Origin of the sequence: Acetobacter sp. UBA5411, assembly GCF_002409645.1 — a bacterium.
Taxonomy (GTDB): domain Bacteria; phylum Pseudomonadota; class Alphaproteobacteria; order Acetobacterales; family Acetobacteraceae; genus Acetobacter.
Genome location: NZ_DHNR01000026.1, coordinates 148,557 through 167,353, shown reverse-complemented (window position 1 = coordinate 167,353; position 18,797 = coordinate 148,557). Strand labels below are relative to the sequence as shown.

The window sequence follows — 18,797 nt, the reverse complement described above, 5'->3', positions numbered from 1 at the left end:
ACGCCGGATGCGAGCCGCGCGCTTGCAACGCTGGGCAATACACCGGGAGCTTTCGGGCAGACCTGGCATCTGCCGTGCTGTGACGAGCGGCCGACTTACAAGACATTTGTTACCATGGCGAGCAGGATTTTCGATCAATCCCCCAGTTATTCGGTTATCGGTAAATGGCCACTGATCATCGCAGGCATTTTTTCAAAAAAGGTGCGGGAGATCAGGGAATTGCTGCCCCGTTACGAACAGGACAATCTTTTTGACTCAACGAAATTCAAACGTCAATTTCCTGAGTTTTCCGTGACGACATATAAAGAGGGTCTGGAACTGATCTGGAAGGAATAGAGCGACGGATACCGCCCTCATGCCAGATATTTGGAATCAGAAAGGGATTTCTCTAACGGGCTATGCAACCGCATAGCCTTCAGGCTGTGACGCGATTCATGAAATCCCGTAAAAAGGGAAAAACACGTTCAGGCATGTCTTCAAGTAACGTGTGCTTGGCGAAGGGTAAGTTAAGCAACCTGGCACTTTTGACCTGCTCAGTAAGCTCAAACCCCTGTTGCCGCGATACCAGCATGTCGTCGCCACCATGCACTACGAGCAGAGGGCACTGGATGTTTTTTACAGATGCGCCAGGATAGGCATCTGCGTCGCAACCGAGCCACATATGCATCGCGGCCGTAAATAACTTTCCGAAATCTGGTTGAGGATTTTCCGCGTTATAGACCGATATTTGATCCCCAAATATCTCATGCCATTTTTCAAGAGTAATTGTCTGATAAATCTGCCGGGCCGGATCATTTTCCGGCAGCGCCCAATGCGCGCCGACCGCTATGACAAGCTCCGGTTGCACGTCGAGGGAAGCGGCAAGACGCAAGGCGACAATGCCACCGTCGCTGTGTCCGATAATCCCTGCTTTTTGCAGTCCCAGCGCGGCAAGAACCACGGAAAAATCATGCTGAAGCTGAAGATATGTCATGGTGGCCGTCCCGATACCGGAACGACCGTGCCGCGCGTATCAATAGCAATCAGCCTGTAATCTTCTGCAAGAAGCTTCGCGAGCGGGATGAAATCAAGTCGACTTTGCAAGCCACCATGCAGCAGGACAATTACCCTCCCCTTTGGATTTCCGGCTTCAGAGACGAACAAATTTGTATCGCCAACAGATACAAATTTCCCTGAGTCAAACATGCAATCGCTTTCATATTGTCGGGTTGTTTTGGAACCTGTTGCCTGTAATTCTCTATCATCAAAGTTTCATGGCAGTCTTATGTATCTATTGCCTCTAACTCTGTTCCAGAGGCTGTCCTTCAGCTTCGCCTGCCTAAATCGCCATATTGAAAAGCGATACCATCAATGTTTGACTTGATAGAGCAGGCATAAACGCAATGAAATTATTTCAAATATTTTTATTTTATTTACAAAAATTACCCACTTATTTCCCATAAATTACATAAAGCACTACAATAAAAACAAACAAATAAAATATTGGAATTAAAATTAATTATAATTCAGTATCATTGCATACACACCAATCACATACTTTCAGTTCCTATTTCAAAACAAAAAGAGGAGCGATTCATTGCATCTCAACCGAAAAGCTCTCGCCCATCTCCCCAAAGACGTCTACCGCCCCGCGTTTGATCTCTCCCAACTCACGCCCGGCATCCTCCATCTCGGTTGCGGCAATTTTCATCGTGCCCATCAGGCCGTCGCCACGCAGGCGGCCATCAACAAAGAAGGCTCGGACGGGCTCAAATGGGGTATCGTCAGCGCCACCATGCGACGCCCCGACCTCGTGAACCAGCTTCGGCCACAGGACAATCTCTACACCCTGCTGACCCGCGTCGAAGACAGGACTGTCGCATCCGTCATCGGCTCCATCCATGAGATGGTGTTTTCGGGTGACGAAGCCATCGATCTGGCGAAGCGTGTCGCCGATCCTCGCATACGCATCGTCTCCCTGACCGTGACGGCCAGCGGTTATTATCTGACCGCTGACGGACGGCTCGACCCGGAAGCACAGGCAATCCGGCAGGATCTTTCAGCGCAACATCCCCGCACGGCCATCGGCATTCTGGCGAATGGTCTCGCTCTGGTAAAACAGCGCGGCACTGTTCCTCCCGTGATCTTGTGCTGCGACAATGTCAGCCATAATGGCGCAACGCTCAGACAAGCCGTTATGGATTACGCCTCCCTGCGGGGCGATGATCGGCTGGCGGCATGGATCGGAGAGAAGGTTCAGTTCCCCGATACGATGGTCGACCGGATTGCTCCGTCCAGCCACGTTGATGACGTCGCCGATGCAAAGAAGGCTCTCGGAGGAATTGTCGATGCCGCACCGGTTTCTGCCGAACCATGGTTTCAGTGGATCATCGAACCGTTCGATGGCCCCCGTCCCTACTGGGAAGCGCACCCGGGAACAAAATTTGTCCGTGACGTCGCTGTCTTTGAAGCCGCCAAGCTTCAGATGCTGAACGGCAGTCACATGCTGCTCGCCTATACGGGAGCGCTTGCCGGGCTGAACACGATCGCGGAAGCCGCCAGCGATACCTCTCTTGGACGCATCACCGCCCGTTTTATGCGCGACGAACAGACAGCAGGCATTGCCCTCTCCGCCGAGGAACTGGACGATTACACGCAGGCGCTGATGGCCCGTTTTCAGAATCCCGGCATCGTTCATGATGCAGAGCGCGTGGGCCGCAATGGTTCGGCCAAGATGGCGGACCGGGTGATGCGCGCCATGCGGGACAATCTTGTCGCGGGCCGCTCCGTTTCCGGCGCTTCACTGCTTATCGCCAGCTGGATACGCTGGTTCGCGCTGAACGATCAGGAGGCGCTGGAACTGTCTCTGACCGACCCGAAAACGAAAGTGTTGCAACGTATCTGCGCCGAGGCTCGCGATGATCACAAGGCACAGGCGGAAGCCTTCCTCGCCATGGAAGAGGTCTTTGGGCCGCCTTTGCCGGATCATGACCGCATCGTCGCAGAAATTGCAGATCTGCTGCGCCGACTGACGGAGGAAGATGTGCCGACCGTCCTCCGTGAACTGGCAGCCTGAAAAAAGTCTCAGGCTGTTTGCAGCACAGTCTGCAAATAGGCCGTCACGACAGTCAGATCATCCACGATCGCCAGCGCCTTTTCGTGGATGTCATCGGCTGGCTGGAGAAGATCCGGCACAACGATAACCCGTATGCCCGCTGCATGAGCAGCCCGCGCACCAGAATGGGAGTCCTCAAGCGCAAGGCAGTATTTCGGCTCGACACCAATCTTTTCAGCAGCTTTCAGATAAGGCTCTGGATTGGGTTTGCCAGCGCTGACATCGTCCCGTGTGACCGTTGCGTCAAAACGCTTGTCGAGCCCAACAAGCTCCAGATGATGATCCGTGCGATAGCGGCTTGAAGACGTGGCAATCGCCCTCGGGATACGGAACTTATCTAGAAGATCCAGCAAGGGCAGCACACCGGTTTTCAGAACCAGTCGGCCATTGTCTACATACTCGCGGAGCACCACTTCCTGACGGGCGAAGAACTCCTCCATGGGAAAGGCCACACCGTAGGCTTCATGCACCAGCCTGCGGCATCCATCCGCAGGCACACCAATCATGGAACGACAGAAACTCATCGGAATGTCGTAGCCAAGGTCTTTGCCAGCATCGACCAACGCATCCATTGCCAGCGTCTCACTGTCGAGCAGCAACCCGTCCATATCGAACACCACCCCACGAACAGGGGCGGATGATACATTGCGAAGCTGGGCTGGAATAATCTGCTCTGTCATTTTTCTTCCTGTATATTTTTCTTGCAGCGAATGTACAGCAGTAAGACCGCAAATGAAAAATCCAGAAAATTAAAAGATATTCACCCACATCACTTCATTGGAAACCACAAAAAAAACGCCTCTTTCCGGCACAGGACCCGAAAGAGGCGTCAGAAAGCGACAAGCTGCATCAACTAGAAATGCAGCGCTCCGTCATAGGCCGCCAGCACGGCTTCATGCATCGACTCAGAGATTGTCGGATGCGGGAAGATGGTTTCCTTCAGTTCCGCTTCCGTCAGTTCACCACTGCGGGCAATGACGTAACCCTGAATCATCTCCGTCACTTCTGCGCCGATCATATGCGCACCCAGAAGCTCCCCGGTCTTGGCGTCGAACACGACCTTCACCAGACCTTCCGGCTCACCCATGGCAATCGCCTTGCCGTTGCCAATGAACGGGAAACGACCAACACGGACCTGGTAACCCACTGCTTTCGCCTTGGCTTCCGTGTAGCCGACTGACGCCACCTGCGGACGGCAATAGGTGCACCCCGGAATCTTCGTCACGTCGATCGGATGCACATGCTTGCCAGCAATCGCTTCCACGCACATGACCGCCTCATGGCTTGCTTTGTGCGCCAGCCACGGAGCGCCAGCCACATCACCAATGGCGAACACACCCGGCTCACCGGTGCGGCAGAGATCGTCCGTCACGATATGCGTGCGATCCACGACAATCTTCGTGCCTTCCAGCCCGATATTCTCGACATTGCCGACAATACCCACGGCGGAAATAACACGATCAAACGTGTAAGTTTCCTTCTTGCCGCCAGCTTCGATCTCGACCGAGACGTCCTTGTCGGACTTCTTTAGCGTGCCAAGTTTCGCACCTGTGAGGATTTTCATCCCCTGCTTCTCGAACGCCTTGCGGGCGAGACCGCTGATTTCCTCGTCCTCGACCGGCAGCACGCGATCCGCGACTTCCACAAGCGTCACTTCGGAACCCATGTTGCGATAGAAGGAGGCGAACTCCGTGCCGATCGCACCGGAGCCGATCACCAGAAGACGCTTCGGCAGTTCATCCGGCACAAGCGCCTCGCGGTAGGACCAGACGAACTTGCCGTCCGGCTCCAGCCCCGGCAGCGTGCGGGCACGGGCACCGGTCGCAAGAATCAGGTTCTTGGCCGTCAGCGTGACCGACTTGCCATCCTTTAGCGCCACGGCGAGCTTGCGCTTCTTGCCGTCTGTGCCAGCTAGCTTCGCAAAGCCATCGAAGACCGGAACCTTCGCCTTTTTCAGCAGATGGCCCACGCCACCGGAAAGCTGCTTCGATACAGCACGTGAACGGGCCACGACTTTCTGGAAATCGAAGCGCGGATTATCCACGGCAAAACCGAACTGGCCGAGATCATGGATGAGATGATTGATTTCGGAAGCGCGCAGCAGCGCCTTGGTCGGGATGCAGCCCCAGTTGAGGCAGATACCGCCAAGATGGTTGGCTTCGACAACCGCGACCGAGAGTTTCAGCTGCGCCGCACGGAGAGCCGCCACATAGCCGCCGGGACCGCCACCCACAACAATCAGATCAAAATCGGTGGTGCTCATATGATATTTCCTGATTGAGCGTCGGGCGGGCAGGAACTGCTCCCTGCCCGCCCGACGATACGGCCTGTCAGACGACCAGCGTGAACGGGTTTTCAACCACTTCGCGGAACCCAGCGGTCCACTTGGCGGCCAGAGCACCGTCAATGGCGCGATGATCGACCGAGAGCGTCACGGTCATCACCGTAGCCACACCTAACGATCCGTCCGGCTTAACAACCGCACGCTTCTCACCAGCCGCAATGGCCAGAATACCGGCCTGCGGCGGATTGATGATCGCAGAGAAGGAACTGACGCCGAACATGCCCATGTTGGAGATCGAGAACGATCCACCCTGGAACTCTTCCGGCTTCAGCTTGCCCGCACGCGCACGGGACGCGAGGTCTTTCATCTCGTTGCTGATCTCACGCAGCGATTTGCGATCGGCCTGACGGATGATCGGCGTGATGAGGCCATCCGGGATGGACACAGCCACCGAGATGTCCACGTCGTTATACTCGATCAGCGCCTCATCCGTGTAGGAGACGTTGACGCCCTTCACGCGACGCAGCGTAACGGCAGCGGCCTTGATCAGCAGATCGTTGACCGACAGCTTGAACGCCTCAGGCCCCTCGGCGGGTGATGCCGCGTTGAGCTGGCTACGCAGAGCGAGCAGCGCATCGAGCTTCACATCAACCGAGACGTAGAAGTGCGGAACGGTCGTCTTCGATTCCGTCAGGCGACGGGCGATGACCTTGCGCATGGTGGAGTGCGGCGTGCTGGTCGAGCCACCCGACGTGTAAGCTGCTACAGGCGCAGACTTCGCTGCCGAAGCGCCACCACCAGCCTTTGCCGCTTCCACGTCCTTCTTGACGATACGGCCATTCGGACCGCTGCCTTTCAGGGTGGACAGCTCGATGCCCGCATCCTTGGCAATCCGCTTCGCCAGCGGAGAAGCGAACACACGGCTCCCTTTCTCCACAGGTGCCTTCACCTGCGGCGCAGGAGAAGCAGTCTTTGGCGCGGGGGCCTCAGCCTTTTCTGGCTCGGCTTTCTCTGCCTTGGGCGCAGCCGTGGACGGACCTTCCGGCACCGCCTCACCTTCCTCAACCAGAATGGCGATGGGCGTGTTCACCGCCACGCCTTCCGTTCCTTCCGGAATAAGAATCTTGCCGAGAATACCCTCATCCACGGCTTCGACTTCCATCGTCGCCTTGTCCGTCTCGATCTCGGCAATCACTTCACCCGAAGAGACCGTATCGCCCTCTTTCTTGTTCCACTTCGCCAGCTTGCCTTCCGTCATGGTCGGCGAGAGAGCGGGCATCAGGATATCGATAGCCATGATGTCTTTCCCTCAGACGATTTTGGAAACGGCGTCCACAACCCAGTCGGGCTGCGGCAGGGCGAGCTTCTCAAGGTTGGCAGCAAACGGCATCGGCACATCGAGACCAGCCACGCGCACCGGCGGCGCATCGAGCCAGTCGAAGGCGTGCTCGATCACCTGCATGGCGATTTCCGCGCCGATACCGGCAAACGGCCAGCCTTCTTCAACCGTGACCAGACGGCTTGTCTTCTTCACGCTCTCGACGATGGTCGCCGTATCAAGCGGACGGATCGTACGCAGGTTGATGACCTCAGCATCAATGCCTTTCTCGGCCAGCAGTTCAGCAGCGGCCATCGCCGTGCCGACACTGATCGAGAACGCCACGATGGTCACGTCCTTGCCCGGACGCTCGATCTTTGCCTTGCCGATCGGCAGGATGAAGTCCTCATCCACCGGGCATGGGAACTTCTGACCGTAGAGGATCTCGTTCTCAAGCACGATCACCGGGTTCGGGTCACGGATGGCCGCACGCAGCAGGCCCTTCGCGTCGGCTGCCGACCACGGGGCCACAACCTTCAGACCCGGAACATGGGCATACCAGCTTGCAAAGCACTGCGAATGCTGCGCACCGACGCGGGCCGCCGCGCCGTTCGGACCACGGAACACCATCGGACAGGAAATCTGACCGCCGGACATGTAGTGCGTCTTGGCGGCCGAGTTGATGATGTGGTCGATCGCCTGCAGGGAGAAGTTCATGGTCATGAACTCGACAATCGGCTTCAGGCCGGTCATCGCCGCACCTGTGGCCATGCCCGTAAAGCCATGCTCGGTGATCGGCATGTCGATCACGCGCTTCTCGCCGAACTCGTCCAGCAGACCCTGCGAGACCTTGTAGGCGCCCTGATATTGGGCGACCTCCTCACCGAGCAGGAAGACGTCTTCGTCACGGCGCATTTCGGCAGCCATCGCGTCACGAAGCGCCTCACGCACCGTGATCTCGCTCGTTTCGCCCCAGTCTTTTTCAGGCTCGCTGGTCGTCGTGGCGACAGGAGAAGCAACAGCCGTAGGAGCCGCCGCTTTCGGCGCTTCTTCAGCCGCAGGACGAGCCTCGCCACTGCCTGCGGACGGTCCTTCCGGCACCGCTTCACCTTCCTCAACCAGAATGGCGATGGGCGTGTTGACCGCCACACCTTCCGTTCCTTCCGGAATGAGGATCTTGCCGAGAACGCCTTCGTCCACGGCTTCGACTTCCATCGTCGCCTTGTCCGTCTCGATCTCGGCAATCACTTCACCAGAAGAGACCGTGTCGCCTTCTTTCTTGTTCCACTTGGCCAGCTTGCCTTCTGTCATCGTCGGCGACAGCGCTGGCATCAGGATATCAATAGCCATCCGTCTTATTCTCCCACCAGCACGTCGGTAAACAGTTCCGAAGGATCAGGCTCCGGACTTGTCTTGGCGAATTCGGTCGCATCGGCGACGATTTCCTTCACCTTGGTTTCCATTTCCTTGAAGTCCGTGTCTTCCACGCCAGCCGCTTTCAGCAGGTTGCGCACATGGTCGATCGGGTCATGTTTCTGGCGGATCTCATCCACTTCCGAACGCTGACGATACTTCGCCGGATCAGACATCGAGTGGCCGCGATAACGGTAGGTGGACATTTCCAGCAGGTAAGGCCCCTTGCCCTCACGGCAATGCGCGATGGCTTCTTTCGCAGCAGCGTTCACCGCTTCCACATCCATGCCGTCAACCTGCTTGCCGGGAATGCCCCACGGCTCGCCGTTCTTCCACAGCGCCTTGGAGGCCGAAGCGCGTTCGACGCTGGTGCCCATGCCGTAGCGGTTGTTTTCGATGACGAACACGCAGGGCAGCTTGTGCAGGGCGGCAAGATTGAAGCTCTCGTAGACCTGTCCCTGATTGGATGCGCCTTCACCGAAATAGGTGATGGAGACCTCATCCGTTCCGCGATACTTGTTGGCGAAAGCCAGGCCGATACCGAGCGCCACCTGAGCGCCGACAATGCCATGACCGCCGTAGAAGTTTTTCTCACGGGAGAACATGTGCATGGAGCCGCCCTTGCCGTGGGAAAGGCCGGTCGCACGTCCTGTCAGTTCCGCCATCACGCCGCGCGGGTCCATGCCTGCTGCAAGCATCTGACCGTGGTCACGGTAGGAGGTGATGACCTTGTCACCGTCCTTCTGCGCCATCTGAAGGCCGACCACCACGGCTTCCTGACCGATATAGAGATGGCAGAAGCCGCCGATGAGGCCCATGCCATAAAGCTGCCCGGCTTTTTCCTCAAAACGACGGATCAGCAGCATGTCGTAATAAGCCTGCTTGAGCTGATCCGTGGTCAATCCGGGGTGATTCCGGCCATCCGTTGCGCTGTCAGGCCTTGATTGCCCCGCATTATTCTGTTCGGTCATGAACTTACCTTTACCTCATCGGTTGTCAGGGTCTGGCACATAATCGCAGCCGTTAACTATAAATATTATCGTTAATTCTCAAGCGGTTAAAGAAAAGCGCCTAGGCAATCCGGGAGACCTTTCCATCCCGATCCCACTCGGCGATCACCAAGCGCCCGCCACCGATGAACGGAGAGACTCTCCCATGAGCATCTTTCCTTCTCTCACCGCCAACGTCTCATCCTTATTCGGGTTGTCATGGCAAGTGCGCTACCACCTCCCAGACTGGTAACGCGGGCACGACATTCTGCAAAGCGCCGGAAAGGTGTAAAGATGAAGTAACACCCCTGTCAAAATGTGTACAATGTGAACATGAGCGTCGGTCATAAAAAACTTTTCGCGGGCAGCAGAATCCGCAAACTTCGGCGTCAATTCGGCCATACACAGCGTGAGATGGCGCGTCTGGTTAATATATCGTCAAGTTATCTTAACCAGCTTGAAAACGATCTGAGACCGATTCCAGCCCAATTGCTGCTAACTATTTGCAGAACTTTCGCAGTGGATGCGTCCTGGTTTGGCGACAACGAGGAAATCCGTACCATCCAGATGCTGCGGGAGGTTTTTGCGGACCCCATGTTCAAGTCCGATCTGCAGGCGGACGAGTTCAGAAAAGCCGCGCAGGAACTCCCCGGACTGGCCCGGCACTTTATCGAACTGTATCGCTCCTACCGAACCCTCACGGAACGACGCACCCATCTCTCAGCCGATACGTCCACTCAGGATCTTCCGCACATCCCCGACACACTGGGATCACCCCACTATGAAGCGGCCGGTGAATGGGTGCAGAGTGAGAAAAACTATTTTCACGACCTCGATACGGCAGCAGAAGATCTCTACGAGGCCGAGAATTTCGACCGCGCTGCGCCGTCTGTCGTGTTTGAACGCTACCTTCTGGATCATCACTCCATCCGCGTAGCCACCAATTCTGACTTTGCATTACAGGACACGCTGTGGCGCTTTGATCGTCGGGAAAAAACTCTCCGCCTGTCAGCCGACATGGCTCCGGAAAGCCGCTCCTTCTGCCTTGCCAGACTGATCGGGGACATCGAGTTCAGCCGCATCATCGACAAGACCATTCGCCGCTCCGGTCTGCCCGCAGGTGATGCGCAGGCGCTCGTTCGCGTGAGTATCAGCAACTATTTTGCCGGGGCGCTGATTCTTCCCTACGGACGGTTCCGGCAGGCGGCCCGAGAGACCAAGCATGACCTCGACCTGTTGCAGAGACGCTTCAAGGTCAGTTTTGAACAGGTCTGTCACCGCCTTTCCACGCTCCAGAGGCCGGGCGCTGAAGGTATCCCGTTCTATTTCATCAAGACGGATGTCGCGGGCAACATCCTGAAAAGCTATAGCGCCACACGCTTCAGCCGCGCCCGCTTCGGCGGTCTGTGCGCTCTGTGGAACGTGTTTGAGAGCTTTGCTGTTCCCGGCAGACTGGCGACGCAACTTTCACAGGACACCGATGGCAGCGTGTTTATCAGCGTCGCCAGAACGGTCGGACGTCCTCCAACATCCTTTTTCGAACGCACACGACGGGTCGCCATTGTGTTGGGATGCTCCGTCACACATGCGTCCGAGATCATCTATTCAACTGCCCTGAATGTCGAGGACACCAGAAACTACGTCCCGATCGGCCCCGGATGCCGTGCATGCAGCCGTATCGACTGCCGCCACCGCGCTGTTCCCGCCAGCGGTTTTCGGCTCGATCCCAACAGTGATGAGAGAGGTACCGTGCCTTATCGGGTGCTTGTATAACGAATGAAGCAACTTCTCCGTCGAGATAAGAAAACAGAACAACTATTTCGGATGGCTCATGGTAGGACATCAGCGTTGACAGAAAAATCCGTCATAGAATCAGTCATATATCGATAGTTGATCCTGCCAAACGGCAAAACCTTACCAGTCTTGTCGTGACTGGAGCGTGTCGTCAGCTAATACACAGCTCAACATGGCCTGCACTTCCATTCGATCTGCAATGTTATTTCCCTATTTTTGAAATAGAGAAACACATGAAAGCAACGGCATGATCTTAGCGACAAAAAGCTCATCTCTGCTTATCAGAAGGGTAAGCATCGAGAGATCGCATCGGTTATTCTCTCACGAAAAAATTATATCTCTCCCGGAAAAACCGATTTCGATTTACAAGAAGCGAAATACCGTCAAACGACTTCGTCAGACAAAATGAATCCAGAGACAGCGCAATACAATATAGCAAGCTGTCATCAACACTTTTCGCTATCATTGCCCTCATCGCAATGGTCAACGGAATTCACCTGTGGCACTTTCTAAAAATGTAAACAGAGATAACTATCATCTCAATCAACGGTGCCCCAATCGCTTTGAGAGAAGAGTTTCATATAAAACTTGTATTATAAATACCTGTATTTATGATCGAAAACGATGAATCGCACCTCCCTTCGTTCGCGGCTCAGGGCCGCGACCCAGTCTCGTCATGCCGTTCTCGACAGACTGGCAGGCCCCGTGAAGAACGCAGCGGCCTATCATGCCTATCTCACCGGCATCGCCACCTTCCGTTTCAGCGTGGAACAAAGCCTGAAGACTGCACCATGGCCGGAAATTCTCGCCACATGGAAACCCAAAAGCCTCAGCGCCCTGATCATTCAGGATCTTGACGATCTGAGGCTGGATGTTCCCTCCCTTCTTGAGTGGCCTGCACCTGACAGTCCCGCAGCCACACTCGGCACCCTGTATGTGCTGGAAGGCTCGACACTCGGCGCGCGCTTTCTGGTCCGGCAGGCCGCCAGTCATGGCTTTACCGATCAATACGGTGCCCGCCACCTGAATGCGCAGGCCGATAATCTCTCTGGCTGGCAAGCCTTTGTGGAGCGCCTCGAACGCTATCCCGGCGACCCCACTGATGCCGAAAATACCGCTATCCGCACCTTCGACCTTGCCATCAGCGCCATGCAGCAACCTCATTCAGTCCGCTCGTTGCCATACTCATGACAGCGATCGCAATCGAGAAAGCGGTTTTCGGGCAGGCTGATCTGACAAACTGCGACCGCGAGCCAATCCATATCCCCGCCAGCATTCAGCCGGCGGGATGCATGATGGCCTTCACAGGACCAGAATACCGTCTCAGCCGCTTTTCCGAAAACACCGCTGTTTTCATGAAAAGATCGCCTGTCCAGATGGGCATGAAGCTGACGGAATGCGTCGGTGAAGAAGCCGCGACGATAATACTTTCGCTCGCAGGAAACGGCGATACAACTTATCCCATCATAGAATTCAACGTCTCCTGCTCCGAACAACAGGAACGGGATATCGCGGTCCATCGTGCGGGCGATCTCATCATAGTAGAGTTCGAACTCCCGACGCCCCCGCAACTGCATGCCAGTCTCGCTGTCAGACAACGCCGGCTAATCGAACATATCCGTAACCCGAGTGACATCCTTTCACTCCTTCAGCGTTCCGCCGCCTCCATACGCCAGATGTTCGGTTACGACCGTGTCATGGTCTACCGCTTTGCTCCCGACTGGTCTGGGCATGTCATCGTCGAAGAACGCCGAGAAAATCTGGAAAGCTTCCTCGGACAGCGCTTCCCCAGCAGCGATATTCCTGCACAGGCCCGCGAACTGTACAAACGCTCCCTGATCCGTGTCGTCAGCGACGCCAGCTTCCGTCCTGTGCCGTTGATCGAATCCCCCGGCGACGCGCCGCTGGACATGTCGTTCATGCATCTGCGCGCGGTTTCGCCCGTCCATTGCGAATATCTGATCAACATGGGCGTTCACGCATCCATGTCAGTCTCGCTGATCGTCGATGGCAAGTTGTGGGGCCTCATCGCCTGTCATCACTACACACCGCGCACCCTGTTGATGGCTGAACGGATCGCCGCCAAGCTGATCGGCGAATTTATCGGCCTTCAGGTCGTTTCACTGCACCGCTCCCGTCGTCTTGACCTTAGCCAGAGCACGCACAAGTTCCTGCATCAATTCCTGCATGACAGTTGCGCCATCACAGATCTTTTGCAGTGTGCGCCTGAGTATCTCTCCCGGGTTGACGAATTCATTGCCTGTGACGGCAGTGGCGTGCTGACGGAACAGGGCTGGATCTCACACGGTCTTGCTATGACAGAGGCTGAAGTCCGGGCACTTGTCGCCAAAGTAGGCACATCATCCGGTAATCAGGTCTGGCTGAGCGACTGTCTGAACAAATCATGCGGCTTCTCACCATCTTCCGCTATCTGCGGCGCGATGATTATCCCCTTCTCTCCGGAGCAGGATGACTGCCTTGTGCTGTTCAGGCAGGAAATCATCCGGACCGTAGTATGGGGCGGCGATCCTAAAAAGACGTATGCCACTGGTCCTCTCGGATTACGCCTGACGCCCCGCAGAAGTTTTGAAATCTGGACAGAAGAGGTCACAGGGCATTCCACAGATTGGTCCAATGAGGATCTTGAAATTGCCGCCCTGTTCCGCACCTCCCTGATGGAAGTGGCCGCACGCTCAGCCTGGCTGAAGCTTCAGGAAACAATCCTGGCTGATAACAACCGCCGCATGCTGACCGAGGAACTGAATCATCGCGTCAAAAACGTGCTCGCCATGGTTGGTTCGGTCGTAGCGCGCCTTCCCCCCGAAAATGATAGCGCCACCAGATATCGTGACACCATTCAGGAACGATTCAAAGCTCTGGGACGCGCCCACGATCTGGCGATGAGTTCGACCGAGGACGGTTCGCTTCGCAATCTGCTAGCCACAGAAATTGCCCCTTATTCATCCGGCGAAGGCAAGATCATCCTCAACGGACCGGATCTTTTCGTCACCGACAGAGCGCTGAGTCTGCTGGCCCTACTTTTTCATGAACTGACCACCAACGCCGTCAAATATGGTGCGCTCTCCACTCCGGCTGGCCAGTTGACCATTACATGGACATCTGACCTCTCGACGGATTTCTGTCATATCCGCTGGCAGGAACGAAATGGTCCGGTCGTCCGTGCCCCGACCCGATCAGGCTTCGGCAGCCTGCTGATCGAACGCGCCATCACCCACGATCTCGGTGGAAGCGCCACAACGTCCTTCGATCCGGAAGGGATCACCGTCGACATCCGTCTTCCCACCAGCGCGCTCGTCAGCACCACACATCAGAATACCGAAAATTCCGTTGTTCAGACAGAGACTTCTTCTGATCAGAAGACAGATCAATCAAATCTTTTGCAAGGCAAAACGGTTCTTATTCTGGAAGATGAATTCCTGATAGCACTCGATATGCAGGACACACTTGTTTCTGATTTTGGAGCAAACGCCATCATCGCGTCTGATGTTCCGTCAGCGCTGGATATCGTGCACACTTCCCCGATTGATATCGCGTTTCTGGACATGAACCTGAATGACGTGAGTTCAGCACCCGTCGCCACATTGCTGATGGAAAAATCCATCCCATTTATGTACGCCACAGGGTACAGCAAGGAAAATTTACCATCCGCCCCGTTACCAACCGTAACGGTCATGGAAAAACCTTACATCGCCAGCGAAGCCGCCAGCGCTCTTAGCGTCGTTCTGGCAAATCATGGTTGTTCAGAGTAACGCTTTTCCAATTGTGATGAACCAAAGATGGCTTGCCTCTGACGGTTAAATGCAGCCAGCACTTTACCGGAGGCACGAAAACGACCGTCGGGCATATCGTCTCGCAAAGAACCAACATCATTGGCGCAGAGCCATAACTCGTGACCAACATGGAAGATCATGACTTTCCTTGTTGCCCATCACATCTGTCTGAATATGAAATTCTGAAAAATCTTTTTACCTACTGAGCATTCCTGAGATGCTGAATTTCCAAGTCCCCTTACAGAACATGCAATAGAATCAAAAACGGCTGCTCCTGTAGGAACAGCCGCTTCAGAAATAACACCTGATCTACCAGTAATCAGGCAACTGGCTTCATCAGAGCCTTCAATGCCTCACCCGGATCAGGAGCCCGCAGAAGCGATTCACCGACAAGGAAACCACTGGCTCCCACCGTTGACAGACGCTTCACATCTTCTGCCGTCTTGATGCCACTTTCCGACACAATGATCTTGTCCGGCGGCACGAGAGGCGCGAGCTGGATGGTCATGTCGAGATCAGTGGTCAGGGTCTTGAGATTACGGTTGTTGATCCCGATCAGCGACGTATCGAGCGCAAGCGCCCGGTTCAGTTCCTCTTCCGAGTGGACTTCTACCAGCACATCCATGTCGAGGCCCTTGGCATGATCGACCAGCGCCGCCGCTTCTTCATCTGTCAGGATCGCCATGATCAGCAGAATGCAGTCCGCACCGATCACCCGGCTCTCATAAACCTGCCAAGGGTCGATAATGAAATCCTTGCGAAGCACAGGAAGCTCACAGGCAGCACGCGCAGCGATAAGGTCCTCATTGCTCCCATGAAAACAGGAACTTTCCGTCAGAACAGACAGACAGGCCGCACCAGCCGCTTCATAGGATTTCGCGATACCGACAGGATCATACGGATCGCGCAGCAGACCTGCCGAGGGAGAGGCTTTCTTGATTTCGGCGATAAAGCCGGGAATCATCTCCGCGGTCTTGTCCTTGAGCGCCCGCCCGAAACCACGCGAGGTAAACTGCGTCTCCAGAGCCTTCGCCGTGATGTCTTTCAGACTCAGCAGCGTCGAACGGTGAGCCACCTCCACCTTCGTGCGCGCCACAATCCGGCCAAGAACATCCGATGGTTCGGAGCATGCCTCGGCATTGGTCGCAACTGGCACCTGATCCGATGTCTCGTTCATCATGTCTCCGTCTCGTAAATGAACATGGATGACTTTATCGCTGGCTGACTGCCGCTCATGCGATATTCAGAGCCATTTCACGCGCCGCCAGAATGGCGCGTCCTGTGCAGCAACATTGCACCGCTACGGGATAGCATATCCCTATAAAGTGATCTTGCGGTTTTATCCAGTAACTCTGCGAGCCGCTTCCAGCGAGGCCAGAGCCGCACCACTGTCGATAGAGGATGCCGCCAGACTCACCAGCCTGCACAGAACATCCCTATCCACCTGACCGGCACCATTCAAAACCTGCCCCTTGCCCGCAATATGCAGGCCACAGGCAGCATTGAAAAGCACCGTATCACGATATGGGCCATGAGAACCGCGAAGCAAGGCCTCCAATGCCCGGGCGTTCTCGTCAGGCCCTCCTCCCGCAATCGCGGAGACGGGCGCACGGGTCAGTCCGGCCATCTCCGGCTCAAGGGTGAACCGATGACGTCCCCCCCCTTCAAACGCTTCGACATGGGTCGGACCAGCCAGCGTGATCTCGTCAATCCAGCGCAACGAAGAACCCGGAATTTCACCGCAGACCGCCCATACCCGCGTCGAACCGAGCTTCGCCAGTGTATCAACAATCGGTGCCAGCCATGCTGCATCGGACACGCCAACCAACTGTCGGGTCACGCAGGCCGGATTGACCAGAGGACCAACGAAATTGAACAGGGTCCGCACACCAAGCGCCCGCCGCACGCCCGCAGCATGACGCATGGCGGGATGATGGTGCGGGGCGGCCATGAACGTCAGATTTCTCTCACGCAGATCCGCTCCCAACGTAGCGACATCATCCTTCAGAGGCACGCCAAGCGCCGTCAGCACGTCGGACGCTCCAGCCTTAGACGACAGTGCCCGATTACCGTGCTTGGCCACGGGCACACCGAGTCCAGCTAGAACAAACGCAACGGACGTGGACACATTGAGCGTGCCATGACCGTCACCACCCGTGCCGCAGACGTCGATCGCATCCGGCGGCGGTTCGTGCAGGGCTTTCATCCGCGAGCGCACGGCCTTCACGGCACCGAGCAGTTCGTCCTGTGTCTCTCCACGAACCCGCATACCCATGAGCAGCGCTGCAATCTGCACTCCATCGGCAACGCCATCCATGACGAGCCCAAAAGCTTCTTCCGCCTCCGCTTTGGAGAGAGGCTTGCCCTCAGCGACATGACGCAGAATGACCCGGAACCGCTCGCGTGCCGCTGTCTGCGGCTCTTCAGCCGGGATCGTCGACGGTCCGCTCATACCCGAAATCCTGTCGTCATCGAAACAGCCCTACGCCGCCCGCCGCGTGTCGTTCCATGTGCGCGCCATACTCAGGAAATTCCGCAGCATGTCGTGTCCGCCTTCCGACGCGATGCTTTCCGGATGGAACTGCACACCATGCACAGGATACTGACGATGACGCAGCCCCATGATGATGCCGTCCTCCGTCCACGCCGTCCGTTCCAGAACTTCTGGCAGCGTTGACGCTTCCACAATCAGACTGTGATAGCGCGTCACATTCACCGGGTTCGGCAGACCAGCGAACACATCCGTGTTCTCGTGATAGACCGGCCAGACCTTACCATGCACAGGCTCCGGCGCACGGATCACCTTGCCGCCAAACACCTGTCCGATAGCCTGATGCCCAAGGCACACACCCAGAATGGGGGTCGTGGGCCCGAGCGTACGGATCACGTCACAGCAGATGCCCGCCTCGTTCGGCGTGCAGGGACCGGGCGAGAGCACAATGGCTTCCGGCTTGCGGGCTGCCACCTCTTCAACGCTCAGGGAGTCGTTGCGGTGGACCTCACACTCCTCCCCCAACTCGCCAAAATAATGGACGAGGTTGAAGGTGAAGCTGTCATAATTGTCGATCAGCAGGATCATGGCGTCATGATGACGTTCCCAGCCGCTCCGGTCAAATAGTCAGCTTCATATAGAATCAGAGCGTGAAGATCGCCTGATTGCCATCCAGCTTTTCGTCAGCCCAAGAAATTTTTCCGGCTTGATCTCCGCATCTGGAAACAGGGTCCGCATCTGTCGATTCGTGATACTATTCGCGTCCGCGACATAGGCTTGGGCTTCTGCTGCGTTTCTGGCACGCGGATAATGCCCGCAGGAAAGTTGACGCACGAGAAACCGTCGAAACATCTTTGGCAGCCAGTGAAATCCGATCATGCAGGTATGGAATTCATAGGGAAACCAGTAATTCGGAGCCTGCACATAATAAACTGGAGCAAGACGCCGCACTTCTTGAGCCATACGCTTCATATCTTCCAGCGTTCCGACATGCTCGATCACACTGTTGGAATGAACAAGATCGAATGTATTATCTTCCAAGCTCGAAAGAGAAGTCGCATCACCAACAATACACTGTATCCGGGTATCATCGCTGGTATACTGAACCAGATTAACCACTAGGACTGTAATCTCTGGCCGTCCTTGAAACGCTGGAAAATCGCGCCAGTAATCTGGAGTTCCTCCCAAATCAACAATCCGACACGATTTCCTGTCAACTACAATATCGTCAATCAGCGTCATGATGATGTTGAATCGCTTATGCCGGTATGGACTGCCTGACGATACATTGACCATCTTTTCTCCATCGGCAGTCGTCGGAAACCGACCTGCCGTTACTTCCAATAAAATTCCGCGACTACGAAAAAACAATAGACAAGTTTTTTATTTCGAAATTAATCGCACTCCAGAAAAAACCGGCTTGCGAAAACAAGTCAATTACAAATAAACAGGTATAAAAAATGCATTAATTACAATATCAGACAGCTCTAGATTCTGACTCAGTCTTCGTCTTGATGTTACTCAATGAAATCGACCAAGATCGGAGCGCAACGACACCATACTTGTCCATATTGCTGACTCAATCCTGTTTTTGTCACAGTCTTCAAATCAGAAGGCTGCTCT

16 protein-coding genes and 1 pseudogene are annotated in these 18,797 nt (G+C 55.6%); 5 read left to right on the top strand and 12 right to left on the bottom strand.

Features of this window, described 5'->3' with window-relative positions; all coding sequences use genetic code 11:
- Positions 1-336: pseudogene (locus tag B3759_RS08560) on the top strand (NAD-dependent dehydratase); the annotation flags it as partial.
- A gap of 79 nt (positions 337-415) precedes the next feature.
- On the opposite strand, the gene B3759_RS08555 reads toward B3759_RS08560, so the two are convergent.
- Together B3759_RS08555 and B3759_RS08550 are read right to left on the bottom strand one after the other, a co-directional pair.
- Positions 416-973 (bottom strand): alpha/beta fold hydrolase, encoded by a 558-nt coding sequence (locus B3759_RS08555; RefSeq protein ID WP_291365535.1) that lies wholly within the window; start codon positions 971-973, stop codon positions 416-418.
- Positions 970-1,185, bottom strand: coding sequence for an alpha/beta fold hydrolase (locus B3759_RS08550; protein WP_291365534.1), 216 nt, complete (start codon positions 1,183-1,185; stop codon positions 970-972). The genes B3759_RS08555 and B3759_RS08550 overlap by 4 nt, the downstream gene beginning before the upstream one ends.
- Positions 1,186-1,576: 391 nt before the next feature.
- Here B3759_RS08550 and B3759_RS08545 point away from each other — a divergent pair, with 391 nt between their 5' ends.
- Positions 1,577-3,055, top strand: a complete 1,479-nt coding sequence (locus B3759_RS08545) for a mannitol dehydrogenase family protein (RefSeq protein WP_291365533.1) — start codon at positions 1,577-1,579, stop codon at positions 3,053-3,055.
- Between the two features lie 8 nt (positions 3,056-3,063).
- Here the strand turns inward: B3759_RS08545 and B3759_RS08540 are convergent, their stop codons facing one another.
- The 5 genes from B3759_RS08540 to pdhA all read right to left on the bottom strand — a co-directional run bounded on the left by B3759_RS08540 (position 3,064) and on the right by pdhA (position 9,080).
- Positions 3,064-3,774 (bottom strand): HAD family hydrolase, encoded by a 711-nt coding sequence (locus B3759_RS08540; protein WP_291365532.1) that lies wholly within the window; start codon positions 3,772-3,774, stop codon positions 3,064-3,066.
- A gap of 173 nt (positions 3,775-3,947) precedes the next feature.
- Positions 3,948-5,357 carry a dihydrolipoyl dehydrogenase gene (gene lpdA, locus B3759_RS08535; protein ID WP_291365531.1) on the bottom strand — a complete coding sequence of 470 codons (1,410 nt, stop codon included), beginning with the start codon at positions 5,355-5,357 and terminating at the stop codon, positions 3,948-3,950.
- Between the two features lie 67 nt (positions 5,358-5,424).
- Positions 5,425-6,675: a pyruvate dehydrogenase complex dihydrolipoamide acetyltransferase gene (locus tag B3759_RS08530; RefSeq protein WP_291365530.1), complete on the bottom strand. Its 1,251-nt coding sequence runs from the start codon at positions 6,673-6,675 to the stop codon at positions 5,425-5,427.
- Positions 6,676-6,687: 12 nt separating this feature from the next.
- Entirely contained in the window at positions 6,688-8,046 is a 1,359-nt protein-coding gene (locus tag B3759_RS08525; protein WP_291365529.1) for a pyruvate dehydrogenase complex E1 component subunit beta, read from the bottom strand.
- Positions 8,047-8,051: 5 nt separating this feature from the next.
- Entirely contained in the window at positions 8,052-9,080 is a 1,029-nt protein-coding gene (gene pdhA / locus B3759_RS08520; protein WP_408736463.1) for a pyruvate dehydrogenase (acetyl-transferring) E1 component subunit alpha, read from the bottom strand.
- Positions 9,081-9,431: 351 nt separating this feature from the next.
- Here pdhA and B3759_RS08515 point away from each other — a divergent pair, with 351 nt between their 5' ends.
- The 3 genes from B3759_RS08515 (at position 9,432) to B3759_RS08505 (ending at position 14,662) form a co-directional block, all read left to right on the top strand.
- The gene (locus B3759_RS08515; RefSeq protein ID WP_291365528.1) at positions 9,432-10,871 is read left to right on the top strand and encodes a helix-turn-helix domain-containing protein; all 1,440 of its coding nucleotides are present in this window, start codon (positions 9,432-9,434) and stop codon (positions 10,869-10,871) included.
- A gap of 645 nt (positions 10,872-11,516) precedes the next feature.
- Entirely contained in the window at positions 11,517-12,083 is a 567-nt protein-coding gene (locus B3759_RS08510) for a biliverdin-producing heme oxygenase (RefSeq protein ID WP_291365527.1), read from the top strand.
- Positions 12,080-14,662 (top strand): HWE histidine kinase domain-containing protein, encoded by a 2,583-nt coding sequence (locus B3759_RS08505; RefSeq protein ID WP_291365526.1) that lies wholly within the window; start codon positions 12,080-12,082, stop codon positions 14,660-14,662. The genes B3759_RS08510 and B3759_RS08505 overlap by 4 nt, the downstream gene beginning before the upstream one ends.
- Here the strand turns inward: B3759_RS08505 and B3759_RS08500 are convergent.
- The 5 genes from B3759_RS08500 to B3759_RS08480 all read right to left on the bottom strand — a co-directional run bounded on the left by B3759_RS08500 (position 14,644) and on the right by B3759_RS08480 (position 18,470).
- Complete coding sequence (locus tag B3759_RS08500) at positions 14,644-14,823, bottom strand: hypothetical protein (RefSeq protein WP_291365525.1); 180 nt, start codon at positions 14,821-14,823, stop codon at positions 14,644-14,646. The two genes, B3759_RS08505 and B3759_RS08500, sit on opposite strands and share 19 nt — an antisense overlap.
- A gap of 179 nt (positions 14,824-15,002) precedes the next feature.
- On the bottom strand, positions 15,003-15,863 hold the full coding sequence (gene trpC, locus B3759_RS08495; protein ID WP_408736462.1) for an indole-3-glycerol phosphate synthase TrpC: 861 nt from the start codon (positions 15,861-15,863) through the stop codon (positions 15,003-15,005).
- Between the two features lie 159 nt (positions 15,864-16,022).
- Positions 16,023-17,135: an anthranilate phosphoribosyltransferase gene (trpD, locus tag B3759_RS08490; RefSeq protein WP_291365524.1), complete on the bottom strand. Its 1,113-nt coding sequence runs from the start codon at positions 17,133-17,135 to the stop codon at positions 16,023-16,025.
- Between the two features lie 30 nt (positions 17,136-17,165).
- Positions 17,166-17,762 (bottom strand): anthranilate synthase component II, encoded by a 597-nt coding sequence (locus tag B3759_RS08485; RefSeq protein WP_291365522.1) that lies wholly within the window; start codon positions 17,760-17,762, stop codon positions 17,166-17,168.
- A gap of 45 nt (positions 17,763-17,807) precedes the next feature.
- Complete coding sequence (locus B3759_RS08480; RefSeq protein WP_291365520.1) at positions 17,808-18,470, bottom strand: class I SAM-dependent methyltransferase; 663 nt, start codon at positions 18,468-18,470, stop codon at positions 17,808-17,810.
- Positions 18,471-18,797: the final 327 nt, after the last annotated feature.